The 23,052-nt window shown below is 40.5% G+C and carries 18 protein-coding genes; 10 read left to right on the plus strand and 8 right to left on the minus strand.

The features are described 5' to 3' along the window. Position 1 precedes the first annotated feature (1 nt). From ACKWB9_RS11990 to ACKWB9_RS12000, 3 genes are read left to right on the plus strand one after another with little or no spacing between them, the layout of a single operon-like run. Complete coding sequence (locus ACKWB9_RS11990) at positions 2-2,191, plus strand: LysM peptidoglycan-binding domain-containing protein (RefSeq protein ID WP_414003259.1); 2,190 nt, start codon at positions 2-4, stop codon at positions 2,189-2,191. A 2-nt stretch (positions 2,192-2,193) separates the two neighbouring features. Beyond that, the gene (locus ACKWB9_RS11995) at positions 2,194-2,598 is read left to right on the plus strand and encodes an OsmC family protein (protein WP_414003260.1); all 405 of its coding nucleotides are present in this window, start codon (positions 2,194-2,196) and stop codon (positions 2,596-2,598) included. Beyond that, the gene (locus ACKWB9_RS12000) at positions 2,586-3,116 is read left to right on the plus strand and encodes a DUF922 domain-containing protein (RefSeq protein ID WP_414003261.1); all 531 of its coding nucleotides are present in this window, start codon (positions 2,586-2,588) and stop codon (positions 3,114-3,116) included. The genes ACKWB9_RS11995 and ACKWB9_RS12000 overlap by 13 nt, the downstream gene beginning before the upstream one ends. A 33-nt stretch (positions 3,117-3,149) precedes the next feature. Here the strand turns inward: ACKWB9_RS12000 and ACKWB9_RS12005 are convergent, their stop codons facing one another. Then, entirely contained in the window at positions 3,150-3,917 is a 768-nt protein-coding gene (locus ACKWB9_RS12005; protein WP_414003262.1) for a hydroxypyruvate isomerase family protein, read from the minus strand. Between the two features lie 140 nt (positions 3,918-4,057). Here ACKWB9_RS12005 and ACKWB9_RS12010 point away from each other — a divergent pair, with 140 nt between their 5' ends. The 5 genes from ACKWB9_RS12010 to ACKWB9_RS12030 all read left to right on the plus strand — a co-directional run bounded on the left by ACKWB9_RS12010 (position 4,058) and on the right by ACKWB9_RS12030 (position 10,440). Continuing rightward, the gene (locus ACKWB9_RS12010) at positions 4,058-4,300 is read left to right on the plus strand and encodes a DUF3820 family protein (RefSeq protein WP_414003263.1); all 243 of its coding nucleotides are present in this window, start codon (positions 4,058-4,060) and stop codon (positions 4,298-4,300) included. A gap of 50 nt (positions 4,301-4,350) precedes the next feature. Beyond that, positions 4,351-5,988, plus strand: coding sequence for a CTP synthase (locus ACKWB9_RS12015; protein ID WP_414003264.1), 1,638 nt, complete (start codon positions 4,351-4,353; stop codon positions 5,986-5,988). A 69-nt stretch (positions 5,989-6,057) separates the two neighbouring features. Continuing rightward, on the plus strand, positions 6,058-7,920 hold the full coding sequence (gene yidC, locus ACKWB9_RS12020; protein ID WP_414003265.1) for a membrane protein insertase YidC: 1,863 nt from the start codon (positions 6,058-6,060) through the stop codon (positions 7,918-7,920). Between the two features lie 377 nt (positions 7,921-8,297). After that, the gene (mnmA, locus tag ACKWB9_RS12025; protein ID WP_414003266.1) at positions 8,298-9,488 is read left to right on the plus strand and encodes a tRNA 2-thiouridine(34) synthase MnmA; all 1,191 of its coding nucleotides are present in this window, start codon (positions 8,298-8,300) and stop codon (positions 9,486-9,488) included. 4 nt (positions 9,489-9,492) lie between these two features. Continuing rightward, positions 9,493-10,440 carry an NAD(P)H-dependent flavin oxidoreductase gene (locus tag ACKWB9_RS12030; protein WP_414003267.1) on the plus strand — a complete coding sequence of 316 codons (948 nt, stop codon included), beginning with the start codon at positions 9,493-9,495 and terminating at the stop codon, positions 10,438-10,440. On the opposite strand, the gene ACKWB9_RS12035 is transcribed toward ACKWB9_RS12030, so the two are convergent. Further along, on the minus strand, positions 10,437-13,751 hold the full coding sequence (locus ACKWB9_RS12035; RefSeq protein ID WP_414003268.1) for a HEAT repeat domain-containing protein: 3,315 nt from the start codon (positions 13,749-13,751) through the stop codon (positions 10,437-10,439). The genes ACKWB9_RS12030 and ACKWB9_RS12035 overlap by 4 nt on opposite strands. A gap of 471 nt (positions 13,752-14,222) precedes the next feature. Between ACKWB9_RS12035 and ACKWB9_RS12040 the strand changes: the two genes are divergently transcribed. Beyond that, a complete protein-coding gene (locus ACKWB9_RS12040) occupies positions 14,223-15,167 on the plus strand; it encodes a 3-keto-disaccharide hydrolase (RefSeq protein WP_414003269.1) in 945 nt (314 codons plus the stop codon). 318 nt (positions 15,168-15,485) lie between these two features. Here the strand turns inward: ACKWB9_RS12040 and ACKWB9_RS12045 are convergent, their stop codons facing one another. Both ACKWB9_RS12045 and ACKWB9_RS12050 read right to left on the minus strand, forming a co-directional pair. After that, positions 15,486-16,625 carry a Gfo/Idh/MocA family protein gene (locus tag ACKWB9_RS12045; RefSeq protein WP_414003270.1) on the minus strand — a complete coding sequence of 380 codons (1,140 nt, stop codon included), beginning with the start codon at positions 16,623-16,625 and terminating at the stop codon, positions 15,486-15,488. A 60-nt stretch (positions 16,626-16,685) separates the two neighbouring features. Further along, complete coding sequence (locus tag ACKWB9_RS12050) at positions 16,686-18,086, minus strand: short-chain fatty acid transporter (protein ID WP_414003271.1); 1,401 nt, start codon at positions 18,084-18,086, stop codon at positions 16,686-16,688. A gap of 322 nt (positions 18,087-18,408) precedes the next feature. Between ACKWB9_RS12050 and ACKWB9_RS12055 the strand changes: the two genes are divergently transcribed. Then, the gene (locus tag ACKWB9_RS12055; protein ID WP_414003272.1) at positions 18,409-18,783 is read left to right on the plus strand and encodes a hypothetical protein; all 375 of its coding nucleotides are present in this window, start codon (positions 18,409-18,411) and stop codon (positions 18,781-18,783) included. Here ACKWB9_RS12055 and ACKWB9_RS12060 read toward each other — a convergent pair. The 4 genes from ACKWB9_RS12060 to ACKWB9_RS12075 are packed head-to-tail and all read right to left on the minus strand — an operon-like array spanning position 18,778 to position 23,051. Beyond that, entirely contained in the window at positions 18,778-20,109 is a 1,332-nt protein-coding gene (locus ACKWB9_RS12060) for a DUF58 domain-containing protein (protein WP_414003273.1), read from the minus strand. The two genes, ACKWB9_RS12055 and ACKWB9_RS12060, sit on opposite strands and share 6 nt — an antisense overlap. Next, positions 20,110-21,108 carry an AAA family ATPase gene (locus ACKWB9_RS12065; protein WP_414003274.1) on the minus strand — a complete coding sequence of 333 codons (999 nt, stop codon included), beginning with the start codon at positions 21,106-21,108 and terminating at the stop codon, positions 20,110-20,112. It abuts the gene before it with no gap. Next, positions 21,098-22,318: a DUF4350 domain-containing protein gene (locus ACKWB9_RS12070; RefSeq protein WP_414003275.1), complete on the minus strand. Its 1,221-nt coding sequence runs from the start codon at positions 22,316-22,318 to the stop codon at positions 21,098-21,100. Before ACKWB9_RS12070 ends, ACKWB9_RS12065 begins: the two co-directional genes overlap by 11 nt. Then, complete coding sequence (locus ACKWB9_RS12075) at positions 22,311-23,051, minus strand: DUF4129 domain-containing protein (RefSeq protein ID WP_414003276.1); 741 nt, start codon at positions 23,049-23,051, stop codon at positions 22,311-22,313. The genes ACKWB9_RS12070 and ACKWB9_RS12075 overlap by 8 nt, the downstream gene beginning before the upstream one ends. Between the last annotated feature and the right edge of the window lies 1 nt (position 23,052).

The following is a 23,052-nucleotide window of genomic DNA, read 5'->3' on the forward strand; positions in this document are numbered from 1 at the left end:
TATGCAAAATAAATTTAAGACATCATTACTTGCAATAGCACTTCTGTTATTGGCATCCTCAAAGATTCTTGCCCAAAAATTCGATACCCATGCTGTAAAAGAAGGCGAAACCTTGGAGGGTATTGCCCAAAGATATGGGATAACCACGGCAAGCATTCTCCAATACAACAAGGAGATAAAAGCCGATGAGAAGCTTCGCGCCAACACCATTCTTGTAATTCCTGGAGAAGTCAAGACAATTAAATCCCCTGAAGATGAAGTGGCCAGTTTGATTAGGGGCATTATGCAGGATTCCGTCGTTAAACGTGAACCGGTCGGTTTTACGATACATAAAGTTAGAAAGAGGGAAACTTTATATGGTATTGCCAAACGTTATGCTATTACGGAGGAAGAGTTAAAGAAATTCAACAAGCAATTGTATGCATCCCAATTAAAGAAGAAAATGGAATTGCGCATTCCAAAATACAGGACCCCAAAACCCGAAGAGCATGTTTTGGACCCCAATAATTATGAAAAATATGTTGTGGCCCCAAAGGAAACCCGTTGGAGTATTGCCCATAAATATGGTATTACCATAGATAGCATGCTGATTTTGAACCCCGGTCTTTCTAAAACCAGTAATTATTTGGCAGAGGGATATGGATTGTTATTGCCTAAAATGCCCGGGAGCAGTGTTGAAAATCAGGAAACCCAATTGTATATCTCTTATACCGTGCCGCCAAAAATGAATTTCTATAGATTGGAAAAAGATTTTGGCGTTAAGTCCGGTGAAATCATCAGATTGAACCCTGAGATTACCGAAAGGGGCGGATTAAAAGAAGGAATGGTCATCCGTATTCCGGAAGTGAAAAGGGACCCGGGAGAAATCAATACGGAAAATTATATTTTTTATGAAGTAAAACCAAAGCAGACCGAATTCCGGTTGACCCGTAAGTTTGGAATATCATGGTCAGATTTGATCGAACTGAACCCGGATTTAAAAAATGGGCTCAAAGCCGGTATGGTGTTAAAATTGCCCAAGGACCAGGAAGGTGATTTTGAAGTTCGGAATTCGTTGGTGTTGGATAAAATCAACCTTTTGGACAGTATTAATGTTGAAAACAGACCAAAGGTACTGTTCTTATTGCCTTTTCGTTTAGATAGATTAAACCTTAACGATAAGGAAACGGTGACGAAGACCATAACAAATAGAAAGAGCCTCAAATATAGTTTGGGCCTTTATTCCGGTGCACTCGTAGCCCTGGACTCCATTAAGTCCCTGGGAATCTCGGTAGATGTAAAGACCTTGGACAACCAATTGGATCTGAACAAAACAAAACAAATCTTGCTACGAGAAAATATTTCTGATTACAACGTTATTTTTGGCCCTCCGGATTTACGGTCCCTAAAAGAAATCTCGGTACAAGCTGCCCAATATCGGGTTCCGGTAGTGGCCCCTGTACTCACCAATAGCGATATTAGTTTGGGGAACGTATTTTTCTCCTATACCAATGTGGAAGTGTTGCGTACACGCATGCTCGAATATGTCGAAAACCATATGACCGATCAAAACATTTTAGTAATTGCGGATGAGTCCAATAAGTCTGTAGAAGAAAAAATAGTGGAACGTTTTCCAAATGCCAAAGTGGTTTTGGTAAAGGAGGAGGACGAAAATATTGGCATCGATCGAGATAAATTGGCCAGCGTGTTATCCGAAGATGTGGAGAACTGGGTTTTTGTTGAATCCGATAATTTTAAACTCATCTCGAGCCTTGTGTCAATTTTAAATGCCTTTAATAATACATTATTGGATATTGAAGAGAGCAAGGAAAAAATTAAGCTACGAATGTTTACCACGGGAATGAACGATGGTTTTGAGAATGATGTCATTTCCAGCACCCATCTGTCCAACCTTAATTTCACTTACCCGTCTGTATTTAGGGAAGTACCTACGAACGCATTCGTAAAAAGATATAGAAAGCGTTTTGGTGATAGCCCGGATCGGTATGCCGTACGTGGATTTGATCTGGTGTATGACGTATTGTTAAAATTGGCCTATAAAAATGATTTGATCGGGGTTTCCAAATTTATGGGAGCTACCGAGTACAACGGAAATAAGTTTGATTATGAAAAAGATCCTATCTCCGGCTATTTCAATCAAGCATCCTATATTATGACCTATGAGGATATGCAAATTAAAGAATTAGAATAAATATGACTTCCAAAGTAACGTATAAGGGCGGATTAAGAACAACTTGCGAACATCTTAAATCAGGAGATACATTTATGACCGATGCACCTACGGACAATAATGGCCTGGGACAGGCCTTTTCGCCGACGGACACTGTAGCGACAGGTCTCGCCAGTTGCATGCTTACCATGATGGGTATAAAAGCCCGTGACCTAGAGGTAAACCTTGAAAATACTACAGCAGAGATCACCAAACATATGGCCGCTTCGCCACGGAGAATTTCCAAAATAGAAGTGAAGATTAATTTGCCTTCCAATGTTTCGGATAAACATCGCAAAATACTGGAAAATACGGCCAATACGTGTCCGGTGCATTATAGTCTACATCCCGATATAGAAAAGGAAATCGCTCTAAATTGGATATTATAAGGTCATTCCTGATCGTTGTTTTTTTGTTTCAGGGAAGTGCATTAAGTGTTTTTGGGCAAGAAGAGGTCCTTTGGAAAGCCGATAAAAGATTGTATTGGAAAGATTTCAAGGGAAAAGTGCCTATTGGAGCTTCGGCAGCTGCCGTTACGGCCAGTGGCATCAATTATCAATTTTCTGCCTACTATGAAAATAATGAGATGAAGGTAGATTATGAGGTGCAGGCATTTTTCTATCCCACCAAATCTTGGTACAGGCCAAAAATATGTAATGAAATTACTTTGGCCCACGAACGGTTGCATTTTGATATTACGGAGCTTTTTGCACGAAAAATGCGCATGGAAATGGCTAAAACCCAATTCGCCAAAAATAGTAAGGCTAAAGTCAAATCGCTGTATAAGAGCATATTGAAAGCGTTAAACGATTATCAAAATGAGTACGATATGGAAACCGATTTCTCTCGAAATCTGGAAAAGCAGAAAGCTTGGACAGCAAAAATTAAAAAAGCTCTAAATAATTAAAACCGTCCCTTTTAGGATAATTGGGTAGGATCGTTATACATCACAAATAGTTATTCCCTGTTTTAATGCTGAAATTTTGTCTTCCCAGGTAGGGATAAATTCTTGTGCAACATAACCTGTATACCTCGTATCTAAAATAGCTTTCATGATAGCCGGGTAATAAAGTTCCTGGGATTCGTCTATTTCATGGCGTCCGGGTACCCCTGCAGTATGATAATGCCCAAAGTAGGGGTGATGGTTTTGAATACTCCTAATAATATCGCCTTCCTGTATTTGCATGTGATAAATATCATAGAGCAATTTAAAATTATCGCTACCCAAGCGCTTGCAGAGTTCAATGCCCCAAAGGGAATTGTCGCACATATAATCGGGATGGTTCACTTGATTAAAAAGTTCCATTTGTAACACTACCCCGTGTTTTTCGGCCAGGGGTAATAGTTGACTTAGTCCGTTAACACAATTTTGTAGACCTATATCATCATTAATACCTCTGCGATTACCGCTAAAACAGATAAGGTTGGTGTAACCGGCTTCTGAGACCTTTGGAATCATTTCAATATAATTCTTTATTAATGTTTCATGATATTGGGGATCGTTCCAACCTTCCGTTAGACTTATTTCGGCACCATTGCACATGGCACAATGAATGTTGTATTTTTTTAGCAATGGCCATTCCTCGGGCCCCATAAGGTCAATAGCCCTAATATCCATATCGTTAAGGGTCTTTAGAAATTCTTCCAGGGGAATATGGTCATAACACCAATAACATACGCTATGGTTAATATTGTGCTTTAGTTTCATGAACTCTTCTTGTTTTTTGTACTTGAGTAGTTTTGTAAATCAATATGCCAAGAGGTACTGTGATAGATATTTCAGTAAAATATTTTCCTTTTATGGCACATTTTAAATTTTTCTAAAGATAAATTTTTTTAGTTTTAAAAATGGAAATAAGACCCGACAGGCAAAAATTAATTGAACTCGCACATTATAAAATGCCCTTTGGGAAATACAAGGGATATTATCTGGTAGACCTTCCCCAACCTTATTTGGTCTGGTTTCGCCAAAAAGGATTTCCCAAAGGCAAATTGGGGGATTTACTGGAATCCATGTTAGAAATAAAAATGAACGATCTGGAACCCCTGATTCGAAAAATACAAAAAGATTTTCCAGGGGAAACCCGATAATTTCATCGGGCAATTTGTACTTTTGTATCCCGTAACATAGAAACCCACATATGGCACAAACCAAATACATCTTCGTTACGGGCGGTGTAACTTCTTCATTAGGAAAAGGAATTATTGCAGCTTCCCTGGCAAAACTATTGCAGTCTAGAGGATATAAGACCACTATTCAAAAGTTAGATCCCTATATAAACGTAGATCCCGGAACTTTAAACCCGTACGAACACGGGGAATGCTATGTTACTGATGATGGTGCGGAAACGGATCTGGATTTAGGGCATTACGAGCGATTCTTAAATGTGAGGACCTCACAGGCCAACAATGTTACCACGGGGAGGATTTACCAAAGTGTCATTGAAAAAGAGCGCCGAGGCGAATTCTTGGGAAAGACCGTTCAAGTGGTTCCCCATATTACCAATGAGATAAAGGAGCGGGTGCAGTTATTGGGCAACAGTGGAGATTATGATATTGTGATTACCGAGATCGGAGGTACCGTTGGGGATATAGAATCTTTACCTTATATAGAAGCGGTAAGGCAGTTGTTATGGGATTTGGGGGATAACAACGCCATTGTGATCCATTTAACGTTGGTTCCTTTTTTATCGGCGGCGGGAGAACTAAAGACCAAGCCCACACAACATTCCGTAAAGACATTGATGGAAAGCGGAATTAAGGCCGATATCCTGGTCTGCAGGACAGAACATCAAATTTCGGACGAGATAAAAGACAAATTGGCACTTTTTTGCAATGTAAAGCGCGAAGCCATAGTGCAGAGTATTGATGCTTCTACCATCTATGATGTACCATTGTTGATGCAGGAAGAGGGGCTCGATACCGTTACCCTAAAAAAACTGGCCCTATTGGACAGTAAAGAACCGGATTTGACCCATTGGAAAGGGTTTTTGCAACGGCATAAGAACCCAAAGAACAAGGTGACCATTGGCTTGGTGGGCAAGTATGTTGAATTGCAGGATTCTTACAAGTCTATTTTAGAGGCCTTCATACATGCAGGGGCCGCTAATGAGGTGAAGGTAAAAGTACGTTCCGTACATTCCGAATATATAAATGAACAAAATTTTGAAAATAAACTAAAAGATCTGGACGGTATTTTAGTAGCTCCGGGCTTTGGTGAAAGAGGAATTGAAGGAAAAATAAAGGCCGTTCAACATGCACGTGAAAATAACATCCCCTTTTTAGGAATATGCCTGGGCATGCAAATGGCGGTAATTGAATATGCCAGAAATGTTTTAGGTCTAGAGGGTGCCAATTCCATAGAAATGGATGAGCGGACAACACATCCCGTCATCAGTTTAATGGAAGAGCAAAAATCCATAACCAATAAAGGCGGAACCATGCGTTTAGGTGCGTGGGATTGTACGTTAACGGACAAGAGCTTGGTTAAAGAAGTATATAACGGAACTCAAGAGATTTCTGAGCGTCACCGCCACCGTTATGAATTCAATAATGAATTTAAAGCGCAATTGGAAAAAGCGGGCTTGTTAACATCAGGTATCAATTCCAAGACCGGTCTTGTGGAAATAGTAGAACTAAAGGATCACCCTTGGTTTATAGGGGTGCAGTATCACCCGGAATATAAGAGTACGGTTGCCAATCCACACCCGTTGTTCGTAGGTTTTGTAAAGGCGGCTTTAATACGCAAAAAGGCACAAACTAATGCCAGTATGGCATAAACTCCACATTTGGGCATATATTTGCTCTCTAACGACCAAACTATTACCTTACGAATTAAGAGAATCTAGATGGAAGAAAAGAAGTTGGATGTAAATTCTATTATCGGTTTTGTGCTGATTTTTGGAATTCTCATCTTTATGTTTTATAACAATAGGCCTACACCGGAAGAACTGGAGGCAGAAAAAGCAAAACAAGAACAGGTAGCGACCGAGGCGGCCGAGAAAGCTATTGAAAAACCAGTTGTAACTAAGAGTCCTGCGATCAATTTGCAAGATTCCTTGGCAATGGCCAATTATAAGAGCCAGATCGGAGCGTTCGGATTTACGGCACCCACGGAAGGAGCCACTATTTTGGAAAACGATGTGTTGTTCCTTAAGATAAATAACAAAGGAGGACATATTATAGAGGCCAAAATGAAAAATTTTGTCACCTATGATTCCGTACCCGTGCATTTAATAAAGGATGGCAACGGTTCCTTTGGGTTGAACTTTGCTACTTCGGACAATAGGGTGCTCAATACCAAAGATCTGTTTTTTGAACCTTCTTTGACCAATGATAATGGCAATCAAGTATTATCACTAAAAGCAAGGACGTCGAATACCCAATATTTGGAATATCGATATGAAATGAAGCCTAATGAATATATGGTGGATTTTACCATTAGAAGCCAAGGATTGGATCAGGTGATCAGTGCGAACAAGCCGGTTACCTTGGATTGGAGACTTAAGGGAATAAGACATTCCAAAAGTATAAAGTATGAAAATAGGTACACACGTTTGACCTATAACCATGAGGACGATAAAATAAGCAAACTTTCCGAAGGAAGTGATGATGAGGAAACCGAAGAAGATATTAAATGGATATCCTATAGGCAGCACTTTTTTAGCACCATTCTAGCTACCGATGAACCCTTTAAAACAGGAGAACTTACCTCCAAAAATTTGGTAGAGGAGGAAAGTAGGATCTTTGGCTTTACCAAAGAGTATTCATCGACATTGCCATTGGAAATAAAAGGAGGGGAGTTGACCCAAAACCTGCATTGGTATTTTGGGCCTACGGATGTTGAAGTACTCTCGGAATACAAAGATTTGGGGCTGGCCGATTCCATACCTTTTGGTTGGGGTATTTTTGGTTGGATCAATAGATATGTATTCACACCCTTTTATTCGTTATTGAGTACGTATTTCCCATACGGTATAGCCATTGTTATCATGACCATATTGGTACGTTTGGCCATGTCTCCCGTAACCTATAAGTCCTATTTGTCCCAAGCTAAAATGAAGGTGTTGAAGCCGGAAATCACCGAATTGGGGGAAAAATACAAGGACAATGCCATGAAAAAGCAGCAGGAAACCATGAAACTATATGGTAAGGCCGGTGTGAGTCCTATGAGCGGTTGTGTACCGGCATTATTACAAATGCCCATTTTCTATGCACTCTTTATGTTCTTCCCAACATCCTTTGCATTGCGACAAAAGGCTTTTTTATGGGCGGACGACCTGTCATCGTACGATACCATTTTTGAGTGGACGACCAACATACCGTTGATAAGTACTTTTTACGGAAACCATGTGAGTTTGTTCCCTATTTTGGCCTCTATAGCGATTTTCTTTTATATGATGATGACCACCGGCCAGAATATGCCGCAACAACCGGGCATGCCCAATATGAAATTCATCATGTATTTGATGCCATTTATGATGTTGATTTTCTTTAACAATTATGCCAGTGGATTGAGTTTGTACTATTTTGTTTCCAACCTCATTACCATTGGAATCATGTTGGTGATCAAGAACGTTATTTTAGATAATGATAAGATTCATGCCCAAATACAGGAAAATAAAAAGAAACCTAAAAAGGAAAACAAGTTTCAACGTAAGATGCGGGAAATGATGGAGCAGGCAGAGGCACAGAAAAAGGCCGGCAGATAACCTTTCTGGAACGAATTATATACAAAAAGCCCCTGAATAATTCAGGGGCTTTTCCATTGATTGAGGTTGGGTTTGGAAAGATTTGGGGAGACGAAGATGCTTTATATTTCTTCTTTAAAAAAAACTTAGTTGTCAACGGGTTTAATTTGTATGCTAAAAGGAGCTTACCTGTTGTTAGACCTCTAAAAAAACCTTTCCCGTTCATATTTTCGGTAAGTTCAGCATTGACATCCCATTGACATCCGAATAGGGTCTATCCTTGATTTGCCCCGGCAGTTTAAAATATAAAAGTATAGGGGAGGGTAATTTCATATTAAAATGGATGGTCTATCCCTTGGCATGTAATTTTGTATTTTTGTATCCACTTAATGTGAGTTATGAAAAAAGTTGTTATTGGACTTTCTGGTGGAGTGGATTCCAGTGTTGCCGCATATTTGTTAAAAGAACAGGGATATGAGGTAATCGGTCTTTTTATGAAGAATTGGCATGATGAATCCGTGCTGATTTCCGAAGAATGCCCTTGGTTGGAAGACAGTAACGATGCCCTTATCGTAGCGGAAAAATTGGGAATCCCTTTTCAAACGGTGGATTTAAGTGTAGAATACAAGGAAAGGATTGTAGACTATATGTTTCGTGAGTATGAAATGGGCCGTACTCCTAATCCGGACGTACTTTGTAATAGGGAAATAAAGTTTGATGTGTTCTTAAAGATCGCATTGGAACTTGGTGCCGATTTTGTGGCTACCGGTCACTATTGTCGAAAAGGAACCACACTTCATTCCGATAATACGAAAACCTACCAGTTATTAGCGGGCAAGGATAATAATAAGGATCAATCCTATTTTCTTTGTCAATTATCGCAGGAGCAGTTATCAAGAACATTATTTCCCATAGGGGAACTTACCAAACCGCAAGTACGGCAAATAGCTGCCCATATGGATTTGATCACGGCGGATAAAAAAGATTCCCAGGGCCTGTGTTTTATCGGTAAGGTCCGGTTACCCGAATTTTTACAGCAGCAATTGAAGCCCAAGACCGGAAAAATTATAGAAGTTCCTGATTCTGTGGAGCATTACAAAAAGGAGGTACCCGAATTTTTTACCAAGGAGGAAGAACTTGCCTTTTATGCTGAAAAACCATTGTACCATATAGAAGACGGAAAAATAGTGGGGGAGCACCAAGGGGCGCATTATTTCACCAAAGGACAGCGTAAAGGCCTGAATGTCGGGGGGACCAAAGAACCCTTATTTGTGATCGAGACCGATGTGGAGAACAATGTAATCTATACGGGGCAGGGTAAATCACATCCCGGTCTTTACAGGCGTACCTTATTCGTTAAAGAGGAAGAAATTCATTGGATTCGCCCGGATTTAAAATTAAATACGGATCAAACGTTGGATGTTGCCGCCAGGATCAGATATAGGCAAAACCTTCAGGAAGCAACCTTGTATAAGATTGAAAATGGTATTTATGTGGATTTTAAAGAAGAACAATCTGCCATTACCGAAGGTCAGTTCGTGGCCTGGTATCTTGATGATGAGCTTATTGGATCGGGAGTAATCAGTTAGTATCATGCAAAATAGGATCACTTCCCTTTTTAACATTGATTATCCTATAGTTCAGGCCGGTATGATCTGGGCCAGTGGCTGGCGACTTGCCGCCGCCGTATCCAATTCGGGGGGATTGGGAATTATAGGGGCGGGATCCATGTATCCGGAAGTGTTGAGGGAGCACATTCAAAAATGTAAAAAAGCCACGGACAAACCCTTTGGTGTGAATGTTCCTCTGCTCTATCCCCAGATCGATAAGCTCATGCATGTCATCGTAGAGGAAGGTATTAAAATCGTATTTACATCCGCCGGAAATCCCAATACCTGGACTCCTTTTTTTAAGGGGAACGGCATTATTACCGTTCATGTGGTCAGTAGCGTCAAATTTGCCATAAAAGCCCAAGCCGCAGGAGTAGATGCCATAGTTGCCGAAGGTTTTGAAGCCGGGGGGCATAACGGCAGGGATGAGACTACCACTTTGGTATTGATACCCGCTGTAAAAGAAAAAATTACCGTTCCCGTAATAGCTGCCGGAGGCATATCTTCCGGAAAATCCATGTTGGCCGCCATGGTTTTGGGTGCGGACGGGGTACAGATAGGGAGCCGTTTTGTAGCAAGTGAAGAAGCATCTTCACATCTTAATTTTAAACAAAGGGTTATAGCTGCGGGCGAAGGTGATACCCAGCTCACCTTAAAGGAATTGACTCCCGTGCGATTGCTTAAAAATAAATTTTATAACGATGTACAACAGGCATATGCCAATTGTGCATCACCAGGGGATTTAAAAAAATTACTGGGCAGGGCAAGGGCCAAAAAGGGAATGTTCGAAGGGGATATGGAAGAAGGGGAACTGGAAATAGGTCAAGTTTCAGCCCTGATCCATAAAATCCAGCCTGCCGAACAGATTATCGATGAAATAATGAAAGAATTTCTACTCACTCAAAAGAGTACCGCCCTATTTACTTACTAGGTCCCTTTTTCTTTTTTTAAACTACTTAAATATTCCACTAAATCACGTAACTCCCTCTTACTGATCATGCGCCCCATAGGTGGCATTGAAGAAACTGAATTTTCCCTTTTCTTGATTCTTCCCAATGGAACTTCCATAGGCTCTGCTTCGGAGGTACGAAGCAATATGCGACTCTTATTTTCCTTTATAGGTACGCCTCTTACCTGTTGGCCATCGGTTAATGTAAGGGTAACGGTTCCATAACCGGGTGCCAATCGGGCACTGGGTTCTATGAGTGATTCCAGAATCTGTTCCCTTGTTAATGTATTGCCGATATTGTCCAGGGCCGGACCCACTTCACCACCAGATCCCCCCACGGCATGGCATCGTACACATTGGGCGGTAGGATTGTTACCAAAAACATCTCGGCCATTTGCCCAATTGCCACCGTAAAGCGTTTCTTGATAGGAATCAGTTGTATACCCTACTTTTTTTAATCTGTCCAATTGAGTTATAAGCAGGCTATCCTGAGTATCTTCCACTGCCTCCATCAAGTCAAGGATTACCCTTTGATCCATCTCCTTTTTGGATGCTTTCTGAATAAGCTTGGATAAAATAGTACTGCTCTTTTCTATTGTCAAATTACCCAGAACACTCAATATTTCCTGCTGTTCCCCTTTTGAGCCTTGGGTAAAGATGGGATCGACCAGATCAGGTAGGCTTTCTTTTGATAGGTCGAGTTTGGTCAAAAGTCCGATTGCCGTTCTACGTACTTTTTCTTTAGGGTCTTGCATACCTTTGGCCATAACCTGTTCCATCTGGTCATAATTGAGATTGCCCAGTGTCTTTAGAATGGCGGCCCTAACTTTTGGCGACTTATGTTCCATAAATATCCTGTGAAGTTCCTTATTGTGGTCGGTAATCCCTAAGTTTCCTATAGCCTTTGCCGTTTCTATTATAATTTCAGGATGTCGGCTTTCTAAAAACCCTGGAATATCTGTTTTGACCTTTCGCTTTAAAATACTGTTATCCCTAGCGATCTCTCCACGATAACGCCCATCTACCCTATCCAAAACAGAGGGGTTGCTCCAGGTTCCCAAAGCTGCCAATGCCTCGCTTCTCAAATGATTGGGTAACGTTTCCCGTTTTGCGAACTGTATAAGGAATTCCAATTCTCTTTCCGAACCTACCCTTAGTGCGGCATTTATGGCTCTCCGCAATAGAGGTTCCGATGAAAATTGATCTTCGTTCAATATAGCGGCCAAGGCAGGTAGCGCCCCCTCAATAGACCAATCGTCATTAATGGCCCTTGCCGCTTCGGTAACAATATATTCGTCCTTATCGTGTAAAAATTTAGAGACTCCGGGATGTCGTAATTTTCTAAGCACAAGAACTGCGGCCAAACGTAGGCTTTTATGGTCGTTGTTCACCAGATTTAGTAAAGGATCCGCTTCACCTATTCGAGACAATGCCAATACTGCAGCATGTCTTAAATAATGGTCTTTATCCGCATTGTCGGCGATCATTTTCAATAAGGGTGCGATCGCTCCTTTGTGTTCAATGCGCCCCAAAGCCTGAGCGGCATAAAACTTTACACGGTCGTTCCGGTGTCCTAGTAATTCAATATACTTCTTAGCTGAATCTTCATACTTTAAATCGCCTAGAACCTTTGTGGCCTGTACTATTATTTCCGGGTCTTCATCATCCAATAGGTCAATCAAAACTTTTGCCTTATTCTTATCGTTTGCCGCTATCTGTCCTATTCCCCATATGGCATGGATGCGGGCAAATTGATTTTCCTCTGTTACAATGGCTTTTTTAAGTGCCCTATAGCCCCAAAACGTCCGTTTTGCCAATTCAAATTGTGCTTTTTTACGAATCCGCATATCCGGATAGCCAAGCAGCTTGACCAGGGTCTCGGTATCCTCTTCCCCATAGTCATGTACCATTAGTTTCTGGGTTGTAGCGCGTTCTTCGACCAAATCGTTTTCAGCTTCGGTTACATCCAATTTCCAAACTTTGCCATAGTTTTTTGCCTCCCAACCACTGATCCAATCCGCTATGTACAAAGCTCCGTCGGGACCAAACTCGATTCCCGTGGGAAGAACACCACTTAAAATATCCTGTTCCGTGTTCAACTCAAAAGAAGCTCCTTTGTGTTTTAAATCGAAAGCCCAAATATGTGAACCATTGGGGCCTCCGACAAATTCTACCAAGAAAAACTTATCCTTCCATTTTGCCCCTAAAGCCGTTCCCGGATTATAGGTCATTCCCGTAGGGCCATTGTGAAAATTGGTGATGGGAGGAATAATATAAGCGGCCTGTCCCTCCCATCTGGGTATGTATAGTTTTTCATCCATCCAGACATTATATCCATTGTTGTTAGAATCTGTGTATTTGCCATATTGCCAATTGGCCCTCCATCCGGCATCCGAACCTTCTACAATGTGCACCAATCGTTCGCTTTCGCCTTTGTGGTCCCCGTCGTTATCGGAAGAAATAATGTTTCCATAGGCATCAAAAACAAATTCGTGGGTATTTCTAAGGCCATGTGCGAAGACCTCAAAGTTGCTCCCATCGGGATTACTGCGGACGATTACACCTTGGTTGGGATATTTAAAATTTTCACCCGTTGCTGTTGTAATATTGGCCCCAATGTCCCCGATGCCCCAATAAATTTTGCCATCAGGACCTTCAATGGCACCGGACATGCCATGGCCTCCAAACCCGATGTGTACACCAAAACCGGAAGCTATGCTCGTTTTTTCATCCAGGATTTGATCTTCATTGGTATCCCTTAATCTATACATATCCGGTCCAATACCTAAGAACACATCTTTTTTTCTGACAAGCAGGGCACCCGCAACATCATTTACCTCATTGTTAAAGTCATTTAATATCCGGGTCGAGATATCGGCCAGTCCATCTTGATCTTGATCTTCCAACATCCATATTTCATCTTTTTCAACGGCCAAATCCTTCCAGTCGTGGACAGCGTCCTTATTCAAATCTTCCAACCAATTGTTTTGTTCACTTAATTCCGGAGCAAAGGTCTTATGCAAAAAAGCCCTTCGTTCTTCCACGGATTGCAGTGCTATGGAAGATGTCATCCAATCCCTATGCCCGCGAATGTCAAACTCCGAGTTTTTTTGTCGGTTAGAACGGGTGAGGTAAATTTTACCATAATCGTCAATATCCATTGCAATGGGATCGGGAGCAAGAGAGTCCGAGGCCCATAAACTTAGCTCTAGTCCTTTTGCCATTATGGCGGTAATACTTTTTCTGGCCAACTCCGCCTTTTCTTTTATGGTTACGGAGTCTTCATAAATCACGATGGGAGTTTCCTTTGGTTTTTTATTTTGGCAAGATGTAAAAAGACATATATAAAGAAGGAAAAGTGATTTAAACAAATGACGACTGAAATTCATTTTCGGAAGCTTAATTTTAAGCTTTCAAAATTAAGGAAATCCAAGGGATTCAAGGCGTATGAAAAAAAACGAAAGGATTCTAAAATACATATCCTTATTTTGGCCGGTTTGGGTTCAAGATACTATAAATCTACTATAGATTTTTTTGTATTATTCTGTTAATCAGTAATTTATTTATACCTGGAATTTAAAAATCCATTGGCTTTATGTAGCTTATTGTTCTTGTAATCCGTGAATTTTTATGATCCGGGTTTTCTGTTAATCTATAGTTAAAATTAATCCTTTGCCCATGTTTTTGTCTTTTTCACATCTCTATTATAAAACTCAAAAAAATTAAACGAGTTCATGGTATATTTGCGGAAAGCCAATTTAAAAATGAACAAGACATTTAAATATTGTTCCGTATGGATCGGACTCCTGTTTTTAATAAACGTGAATGGCCTGACCGCCCAAAAGACGGATTCCTTGGAAGGGCAGTGGAATTTGACCATTTTCCAAGAAGGGAAGGAATTGCCTGGCTGGTTGGAAATTAACCATTCAGGTGTCAGTACACTTACTGGTAGGTTTACATATGCCTTTGGAAGTGCAAGGCCTATTGCCGAAGTGAAAAAATATGGGGATACCTTCTATTTTTCCATTCCACCGCAATGGGAACCGGGCGCGTCCAATATGGAATTTGAAGGAAAAATGTTAGGAAACGAACTTAAGGGTACTATGATCTATGCCGATGGCAATACATACCAATGGAGTGCAAAAAGATCTCCTGAACTTTCGTATACGGAGCGTCCGAAATGGGGAAGGACAAAGACGCTTTTCAATGCCAAAAATTTAATGGGTTGGAGAACGAATAGAGAAAACCAATGGCAAGTGATCGACGGAATTTTAACAAGTTCCAAGCCTGGGGTAAATCTTATAACGGAAGAGGAGTTTATGGATTTTAAACTGCATGCGGAGTTTAGATATCCGGAAGGGAGCAATAGCGGACTTTACCTTAGGGGGAGATATGAGGTTCAAATAGCCGATAACAAAGGATCGGAACCTTCCCCAATTTTGTTTGGTGGTATCTATGGGCTGCTTACTCCAAATGAAATGGTCGCCAAAAAAGCAGGTGAATGGCAAACGTACGATATTACCTTGATCGGAAGACGTGTTACCGTTGTTGCCAATGGGAAAACCATTATTTCCGAGCAGAATATCCCTGGAATGACCGGTGGTGCTTTAAATAATGACGAAGCTGCTCCGGGTCCAATTATGATTCAGGGTGATCATGGACCCGTCGAGTTCCGTAAATTGGAGATAACGCCTATTTCCGAAAGATAGGATTGAGTTTAAAAATTATGGAAAACCTTTATTTAAAGGTTTTCCATATGGTTATTTCTAATTTCTGTAATTATTTCCTTGACCCTGCCCACTTCATCCGTATTTGCATAGGTTTCTATGGGTTCATGGGTCAAACCAAAACCTGCCAATCGTGCCGATTCCCCTTCGTTCTTACTAATCTGGATGATTCCAATTTCTTTAATTCGGCCTTAACCCTTTTTCCCATTAAAATATTGTCCGTATAAACTTTGTGATAATCGATTTTCATCAAATAATATGTATTCTAAAAAGATATATTGAGGGTATCAATTTGTGATGTTAATCGGTTATTTCTATCGTTTTTTTCTTGGTTGCGCTATCTATGGCCGCTTGTAGAATTTGCATGGTGATCATATTATTTTCCAGGCTATAGGGGTCAAAGGAATCCAAGATCAAACTCCCGTTTACAACCGAAGCAAAAACCGAAAAAGGATCATCGAATGGTTTTTCCCTTTCGGAAAATTTCATTCGTTCTTCTGTATAATTGCTATAACCTTCTGAAATTCGTAAGGTCAGGTTATTTTTATCCTCGGCATATATGGCACCTTTTTCACCGTAAATTTCCATATCCTTTCGGCCTATGGGCCAGTTCCATGATGGTTCTAAAATGGCCATGGACGATTCATAGGTGAGTATAATAGTGGCATCGTCATCTACCTTTGGATTGTTTTCTGGCTGGAGCTGTTGTGTAACGGCCGTTACAGTTTTTGGTCTTTCCCCATTTAAGATCCAAGTCATAAGGTTGGCCCCGTAGCAACCAAAATCCATTATAGCTCCCCCGCCATTAAGAACGGGATCCGTAAGCCATTCTAAAAATTCCGGGTTTACCCCAATTTTTTTTGGGCCTTTATGACCATCCCGTACAATAACTTTTCTCAAGTCGCCTATAACACCTTCCGTAAGTAACTTTTTTGCCCTTTCATTGGTGGGATACCAGGATGTCTCATAATTTGTGAGTAAATGAATGTTGTGTTTTTTCGCCAGGGAGGCCATCTTTTTAGCATGTTCCAAACTAACGGCCAATGGTTTTTCTACCATGACATGAATGCCTTTTGGCGCACAGGTTTCCACTATATTTAAGTGATCGTATATCGTTCCGAAGGCGGCGACCGCTTCGGGCCGGGTTTGGGAGATCATGGTATCCATTGTATCAAAGACCATATCTATATTAAAATTATACTGTTGAGCATAACGTTGCGCCAATTCCTTGTTCGGTTCCACAACGCCCACCAGATCGATATCGCCCATATCTTGCCGACTTAAAATCCAATGAACATGGGAATGGGTCAGCCCTATAACACCGAGTTTTACTTTCTTCTCTTGTGCATAACTTTGGAACATCAATAAAATAAGCAAAACGGGAATCGTTATTTTTATATGGGCTGTTTTGTGCCTATAAGATGTTTCAACTAGATCCATAATGGGATATTTTTTTTAAATATAGAAAACTGCCTGTGAAAATTGTGCGTTGACCCATATTTAAAATGGAACAAAAACCACTAAGAGTGATTGAATGCCAAAAAATAGGATAAATGGAATGACCAGATAACCAACAATATCCCTGGCCTGTAACTTGACACCTATACCCATAATAGGAAAAACAATGAGCAAATAAAAGGGTTGCAGTAAGTTGCTTAGACTTTCCCCGTAAGCAATGGACATGGCCGCACGGGCCACCATTTTGGTCGTTTCCAAAGGAGATATATGGGCCTCTAGGGCCAAATTTTGAACGGCCTGTACAACACTTGGCCCGATTACGGCAAATTCCCCACCTGCGGAGGGAATGGCAAAATTGATCAGTCCGCCCGATAAATAGGCGAAGAAAGGAAAAGTTTGTAGCGTAGCTACCTCACTTATTTTATTGCCTATAAGTTCTCCTAATCCTGTTGAGAGCATTATTCCCATAATGCCGGCATAAAATGGAAATTGAAATAAAATACCGGATATATTTTGACTGGCCCTTTTCATGGAAATACTGTATCGCAAAGGTGTCACATGAAGAAAGAGGCCCAACATCATAAAAATAAAGATCATAATATTGAAATTGAGGTCAAAACCGCGAGTAATAAAATGATAACCGATATAAACGAAACCTACAATGGCTATGCTCATTTGAAGCCAAGCCGCATTGTTGAGCATGTCCGACAAAGCACGATATGGTAATTTATAGGAATTGGCCTCTTCTTTTACCGTTTTTTCTTCCGTGACCTTTTTGTTGACCAAAAGATCATGCAACTCCTTTCCTTTTGCCTTTGGGGCCAATACTATAAAAAGGAAGGGGCCTAAAAGAAGAAATACGGTAATCATGGTAACGTTTAAAAAGCTTCCTAAGGTCAATGCTGTTGGAATGACATCGGCAAGTATTTTTTCTTCGATCAAAAAATTATTGGGCGTATTCAGCAATAACGAAATGGAACTTGAGGCACCACTTACCCAGCCATTCATCGAAAAATAGACACAGGCGATCAGAAAGGGATAGTTGACACCTTTAATGTGCAATGCCAGGGCCCTGGCCAAAATAGCGACGACAACGATCATCCCAAAACTGACAAGCGATAAGGCCCCTCCGATCAAAACTACCCAGAAATAGACCTGTTTAGGGGTTTTTATATATTTTGAAACATAATCTATGCCTTTTTCGACCGGTGCCGATTGTGCAATACTGTAGGCCGTGACTATAATCAGGGCAATCTGCATTCCAAAAGTGAGCAATGACCAAAAGCCCCCATACCAGCCGGCAACAATTTCCATGAATCCCGTTGCTGTTATAAAGAAGGCGCATGCACCGGTAATGATGGTCAATAATAAAGCGAACACATAAGCACTGGGCATGTATTTAACAAAAATATCCGCAAATTTTTGACCTAAACGTATAATCATATGTAAGTGCTATAAAATAGCCATGGAAAAATAGACAATTAATTATACTTTTTGATTAAAAAGGATTTTAATTGCCTTTGCCGAACAGGACAATGGGCAATATCTGCATTTCAATTATGCATTAGTAAGAGTCGTTAAACCTCGATTGTTCTAATATTGGGAACGTTCAACGAAAAAAGAAAGCATATAAAGATTCTTGGTGTAGTTTTAAGACCGATTAAACCCCGATATAGCATGAAAAACATAACAGCGTCCATATTTTTCTTCCTATTTTATGTTTTTGGAACTGTACAGGGTGTTGAAAATGCGGCAAAACATGTAGGTGCCTGGAGCCGTTGGCGGATATGCCGCCCATAAAATATTTAACGGACAACGGGGATGGACCTGGGCCGGAGCGGTCGGGAGCAGCCTTGTTGCGGGCCTTGTCAAAGAGACCGACCGATCAAGGAACGGTGAATGGCAGACAGACGATGTGCTGTACACCACCTTGGGAGGAATTATTTCCGGTCTGACTGTGGATTTGTTGTTAAAGAACAACAAAAGGAGAGGAAGCCGCCGACGTGGAAAAAACTGTGGTTGTTTGATCGTATATTATCCCAGTACCAATTTTGGGGCTTTTATGGGTTTTGCCGAAAATGGCTCATGGGACCTGGGGACGGCTATGCAGGCATCCTATCTTATGGACAGAGGTTTATAGTAATCCCCTTGCCTTTATCTCCAGATATTTATTGATAGCGTTAATGGTGAGTTCTTCCGGTCTGGTAAGTATGGTTTGAATACCATAATTCTGAAGTTCCTTTTGCATTAATTTTTTCTCCAATGAAAATTTTTCCGCAATGGTCTTATGATATATGGCCTGAAGATTTTCGGCATCGGAGGAAATAAGAGTTTCCAGTTCCGAATTTTCAAAGAATATGACAACAAGTACATGTTTTTTTGAGAGTGCCAATAAAAAGGGCAGCTGTCTTTTTAAAGCGGATATATGCTCAAAATTAGTGTAGAACAGCAATAAACTTCTATGGTTGATCTTGCGTTTGATATGACCGTATAATATGCCAAAATCGGAATCCGTGAATTCCGTGTCAATATTGTAGAGTTGTTCCAGAATGGTATTTAGGTGTGTCGGTTTTTGGGCCGCGGGAACAAAGGTCCCTATATTTTTGGAAAAGCCGATCAACCCTGTTTTATCGTTTCTTTTTAAGGCTACATTGGAAAATGCCAAGGTACTGTTTATGGCGTAATCTAGAAGCTTAAGCCCGTTAAAGGGCATTTTCATTACCCGACCTGTATCAATGATCGAATAGACGGGTTGTGATTTTTCATCCTGATATTGATTCACCATTAACTGATGCCGTTTTGCGGTAGCTTTCCAATTTATGGTGCGGATGTCATCTCCCCGAACATAATCCTTTATTTGCTCAAACTCCTGGGTATGGCCTATTCTTCGGATTTTCTTCAATCCTACGTCGGATATCCGATTACTTATGGCCAAAAAATCATATTGTTGCATTTGTACAATGGATGGATATACGGGTACCATCCGGTCTTTTTGAAAAGTGAACCGTCTTTTAACGATCCGCAAAGGGGAGGACGCATAAATGTTGAGGTTGCCAAAAACATATTCTCCCCTGTCCACGGGTCTCACATTATATTCAAATGTTGCCTCATTTCCTTTAATCAGTATAGTTTTATATTCAAAATCGCGCTTTTGAAACTGAACGGGCAATTCATCAATAACGGAAATCCAGGTTTTAAACGGATATTCGGTCTTAAAATTAACGGTTACGGGATTCAGGTCACTGTTGGATAGTTTTTTCGGAAGCAATCTGTCCGCCCCTATCCCTTTTGCGGTGCCATAGAGCAAAAAAATGTCAAAAAGGAAGAGACCTATCAATACCAATGTCAATAACCAAGCAATAGGATATAGGCTCTTAAACCCATAGGAAAGTATAAAACAAGCCGAGAGTATCGCCAAATATTTGAAGAAGGTATGATGTATGTAAAAAGATTTTAGAAATTGCATTTAGCGTGGAATTTCAACACTTTCGGTTATCATTTGAACGACGCTTTCCGCCGTCATTCCTTCCATTTCTCGCTCCGGGGTTAGTATAACCCTGTGGTTTAGCACGGGTACCAAGGCTTTTTTTACATCTTCGGGAATTACAAAATCCCTTCCGTTGATGGCCGCAAAGGCCTTGGCCGAATTTAAAGCGGCAATAGAGGCCCTGGGAGAACCTCCCAGGTATAAATGAGGATGATTACGTGTTTTTCCGATGATATCCGCAATGTACTTGAAGATTTTTTCTTCTACTACCACTTTCTGGATTTGTGCTTTGAAGGTTGCCAAAGCCTTAGGTTTCAAGATATCCTTGATTTCCGTTTGCGGTAGTTTTCCCTTTCGTTCATGATGCGTTTTTAAAACGAGAATTTCCTCGTCTAGAGATGGGTAATCTACTTTTATCTTAAAAAGGAATCGGTCCAATTGGGCTTCCGGTAATGCGTAGGTCCCTTCCTGTTCAATAGGGTTTTGCGTGGCCAAGACCATAAATGGGGTTTCCATGGTATATGTTGTGCCGTCTACGGTTGCCTGGCGTTCCTCCATGGTTTCAAAAAGTGCCGCCTGTGTTTTGGCGGGCGCACGGTTTATTTCATCGATTAAAATGATATTGGAGAAAATAGGACCTTTTTTGAATTCAAATTCCGTGGATTTTACATTGAATATGGAGGTGCCCAAAATATCACTGGGCATTAGGTCCGGGGTGAACTGTATTCTGCTGAAATCGGTTTTTAGGGTTTTGGCAAAAAGTTTGGCGGTGATGGTCTTTGCTATGCCCGGAACACCCTCAATAAGCACATGGCCATCTATCAATAGGGAAACGATCAGTAATTCTATAAATTTTTCCTGGCCTATGATGACCTTGGCCAATTCGGATTTGATGTCGTCTACGGCCTTTTGCAGGTTTTCCAAGGGTATGCGATTGTCAAATTTTAGGTCATTGATATTTTCTTCATTATGCTCCATGGGATCCGGATTTAAATTTTTGTATTAAGGTGTTCAATTTTATGAGTTCGGCATCGGACACTTGTGGTTTGTTCCTGATTTCTTCCATGAACAGGAAAAAAAATCGTATCCATTGGTAAGAATGTCCACTTCGGGAAGCCAGGTTCTTATATAAGTCGTCCTTTTTTGTAATGGTTCCCAAATAATAGGTAGAGCGAATTTCATCCAAAAAATAATTGATCCGATGTTCCGCAATATTCTTTTGATCTCCCTTTTCAAAATACATATCCGAAATTGTTCTCGTAAATGCAAGTGTCCGATTTTTTAATGGCATTACTACAGGTACGGCCCGTTGTTTTCTTTTTCCTTCGGACAGAATATAAATGAACGCACCGATGAGGACGATGTAATAGGCCCATTTTAATTCTTTGGTGTTTAAAAAAATGTATAGGGGCGATGTATAAAAGGATTTCCCGCTTTTGTAGTGATTGTCTACATAAACAGGCCCTGTGTCTTTTAGGTAGGAGAGAAGCCCCGTAGTGTATTCCCTGTTGTTTTCTTTTAATATAAAATAGTTGGTAAAGGCTTCTGGAAAGGTAGATAATATAAGTTGGCCTTTTCCAAACGATTGCCGAACGGTAGTGCAATTTTCCCGATCGTGGAGCTCGGCATTTTCGCTAGCGGTTCTTACGGTTCCCAAAACGGTCGTTCTTAACGTATCCAAACTACTGAAAAAGGAAGTGTACGTATTTTTACCAAAAACAACGGAATCCGAAGTCTTTAAGTTCGGATTGACCAATTGGTGCCATTGTTTTTGGCCGACCTCAAACCCTCCGTAAACATTTCTGGTTTCTAATTTTAAAGTGTCCATTAATTTTTCCTCAAAACTTCTGGAAGCCATAAAAAGGGTATTGCCTTTGGAGGTCCAGTTCAAGAGTTCCTCCAGTTCGGTTTTTTCAAAGGTTAGCTTATCATTTATAAATAGATAGGTGCCTTTTATACTATCTTTTTTGCTTAAGAATTCAAAAGGAGGGGTATGCACTTGCTGTATTTGTCCTGGTAATAGTTTTGGTAAGAATGAATTAAGAACATAGGTCCCGTAGGGAATTTTATGGGTTGCTACATAAGACCTGAACCAGTTTATTTTTTTTGGTTGGTTGTATTGCAAAAGCATGAGTATCCCTATGGCCACTATGGTAATAACAACATATACCATGGATTTCTTACGCATGTGGCAACAGGTTTTGCAAGGATTTAAAAGAAGATTCTACTTTTATATAGTTGCCTTCGTCAATGGGGAAATCCCCGTACCAAATATAATCGTACAATCGGGTAATCGTTACAAAAGAAGTTTTTAGTTCTTTGTTCTTGATTTCTTTGATATAATCATCGTTCGTTTTCTGAAGCTGCCAGTCTATCAATTCTTTTTTGCTCATTAATTGTAGCATATACAGATAATAATAGCGTACGGCCAGGCGATAGTTTTTATTGGACAATGCTTTGGAAATCAACTCCTGAATGTCCTCATTTTTGATGATATGCTCCTCATCCGATAATGTTACGGCAGATGAGTTTTTTTGGGCATGAACAATGGCTCTTGCGTTTACGTTCAAGAAAAACTTTATTAGGATAAAAAGTAAAATAACGACCAATACATAAGGAAGAATTTGCAAGAAAGTATGGAAGGCACCGGCAGCTCGTTCAACACCAAAAAGCCACTCAAAAACCCTGAGAAAAATATTACCTATCCAATTTTTAAAGGCGATCCACCATTCGGGGACCTCATTCTTGGCAACTTCATAATCGAACTTCGGATCTTCTTTGAATAGGTCCAACTCCCCATCTTCAATACTGAGTTTATGAAGTACGATAGTATCATATTTTAGATGGAGCGAATCTTTTTGTCCCCGAACAAGAATAGTATTACAGATAAGGAAAAGTATGATACAAAGGTGTTTCGGCATA

Source organism: Maribacter spongiae, assembly GCF_047345125.1.
GTDB lineage: Bacteria > Bacteroidota > Bacteroidia > Flavobacteriales > Flavobacteriaceae > Maribacter.

Bases quoted from the DNA above. Each gene is read 5' to 3' on its own strand.
- ACKWB9_RS11995 (WP_414003260.1), top strand. From the start codon at position 2,194: ATGACTTCCAAAGTAACGTATAAGGGCGGATTAAGAACAACTTGCGAA.
- ACKWB9_RS12065 (WP_414003274.1), bottom strand. From the start codon at position 21,108: ATGGAGCATAATGAAGAAAATATCAATGACCTAAAATTTGACAATCGC.
- ACKWB9_RS12030 (WP_414003267.1), top strand. From the start codon at position 9,493: ATGCAAAATAGGATCACTTCCCTTTTTAACATTGATTATCCTATAGTT.
- ACKWB9_RS12010 (WP_414003263.1), top strand. From the start codon at position 4,058: ATGGAAATAAGACCCGACAGGCAAAAATTAATTGAACTCGCACATTAT.
- yidC (WP_414003265.1), top strand. From the start codon at position 6,058: ATGGAAGAAAAGAAGTTGGATGTAAATTCTATTATCGGTTTTGTGCTG.
- ACKWB9_RS11990 (WP_414003259.1), top strand. From the start codon at position 2: ATGCAAAATAAATTTAAGACATCATTACTTGCAATAGCACTTCTGTTA.
- ACKWB9_RS12005 (WP_414003262.1), bottom strand. From the start codon at position 3,917: ATGAAACTAAAGCACAATATTAACCATAGCGTATGTTATTGGTGTTAT.
- ACKWB9_RS12050 (WP_414003271.1), bottom strand. From the start codon at position 18,086: ATGATTATACGTTTAGGTCAAAAATTTGCGGATATTTTTGTTAAATAC.
- ACKWB9_RS12040 (WP_414003269.1), top strand. From the start codon at position 14,223: ATGAACAAGACATTTAAATATTGTTCCGTATGGATCGGACTCCTGTTT.
- mnmA (WP_414003266.1), top strand. From the start codon at position 8,298: ATGAAAAAAGTTGTTATTGGACTTTCTGGTGGAGTGGATTCCAGTGTT.
- ACKWB9_RS12045 (WP_414003270.1), bottom strand. From the start codon at position 16,625: ATGGATCTAGTTGAAACATCTTATAGGCACAAAACAGCCCATATAAAA.
- ACKWB9_RS12060 (WP_414003273.1), bottom strand. From the start codon at position 20,109: ATGCAATTTCTAAAATCTTTTTACATACATCATACCTTCTTCAAATAT.
- ACKWB9_RS12070 (WP_414003275.1), bottom strand. From the start codon at position 22,318: ATGCGTAAGAAATCCATGGTATATGTTGTTATTACCATAGTGGCCATA.
- ACKWB9_RS12075 (WP_414003276.1), bottom strand. From the start codon at position 23,051: ATGCCGAAACACCTTTGTATCATACTTTTCCTTATCTGTAATACTATT.
- ACKWB9_RS12015 (WP_414003264.1), top strand. From the start codon at position 4,351: ATGGCACAAACCAAATACATCTTCGTTACGGGCGGTGTAACTTCTTCA.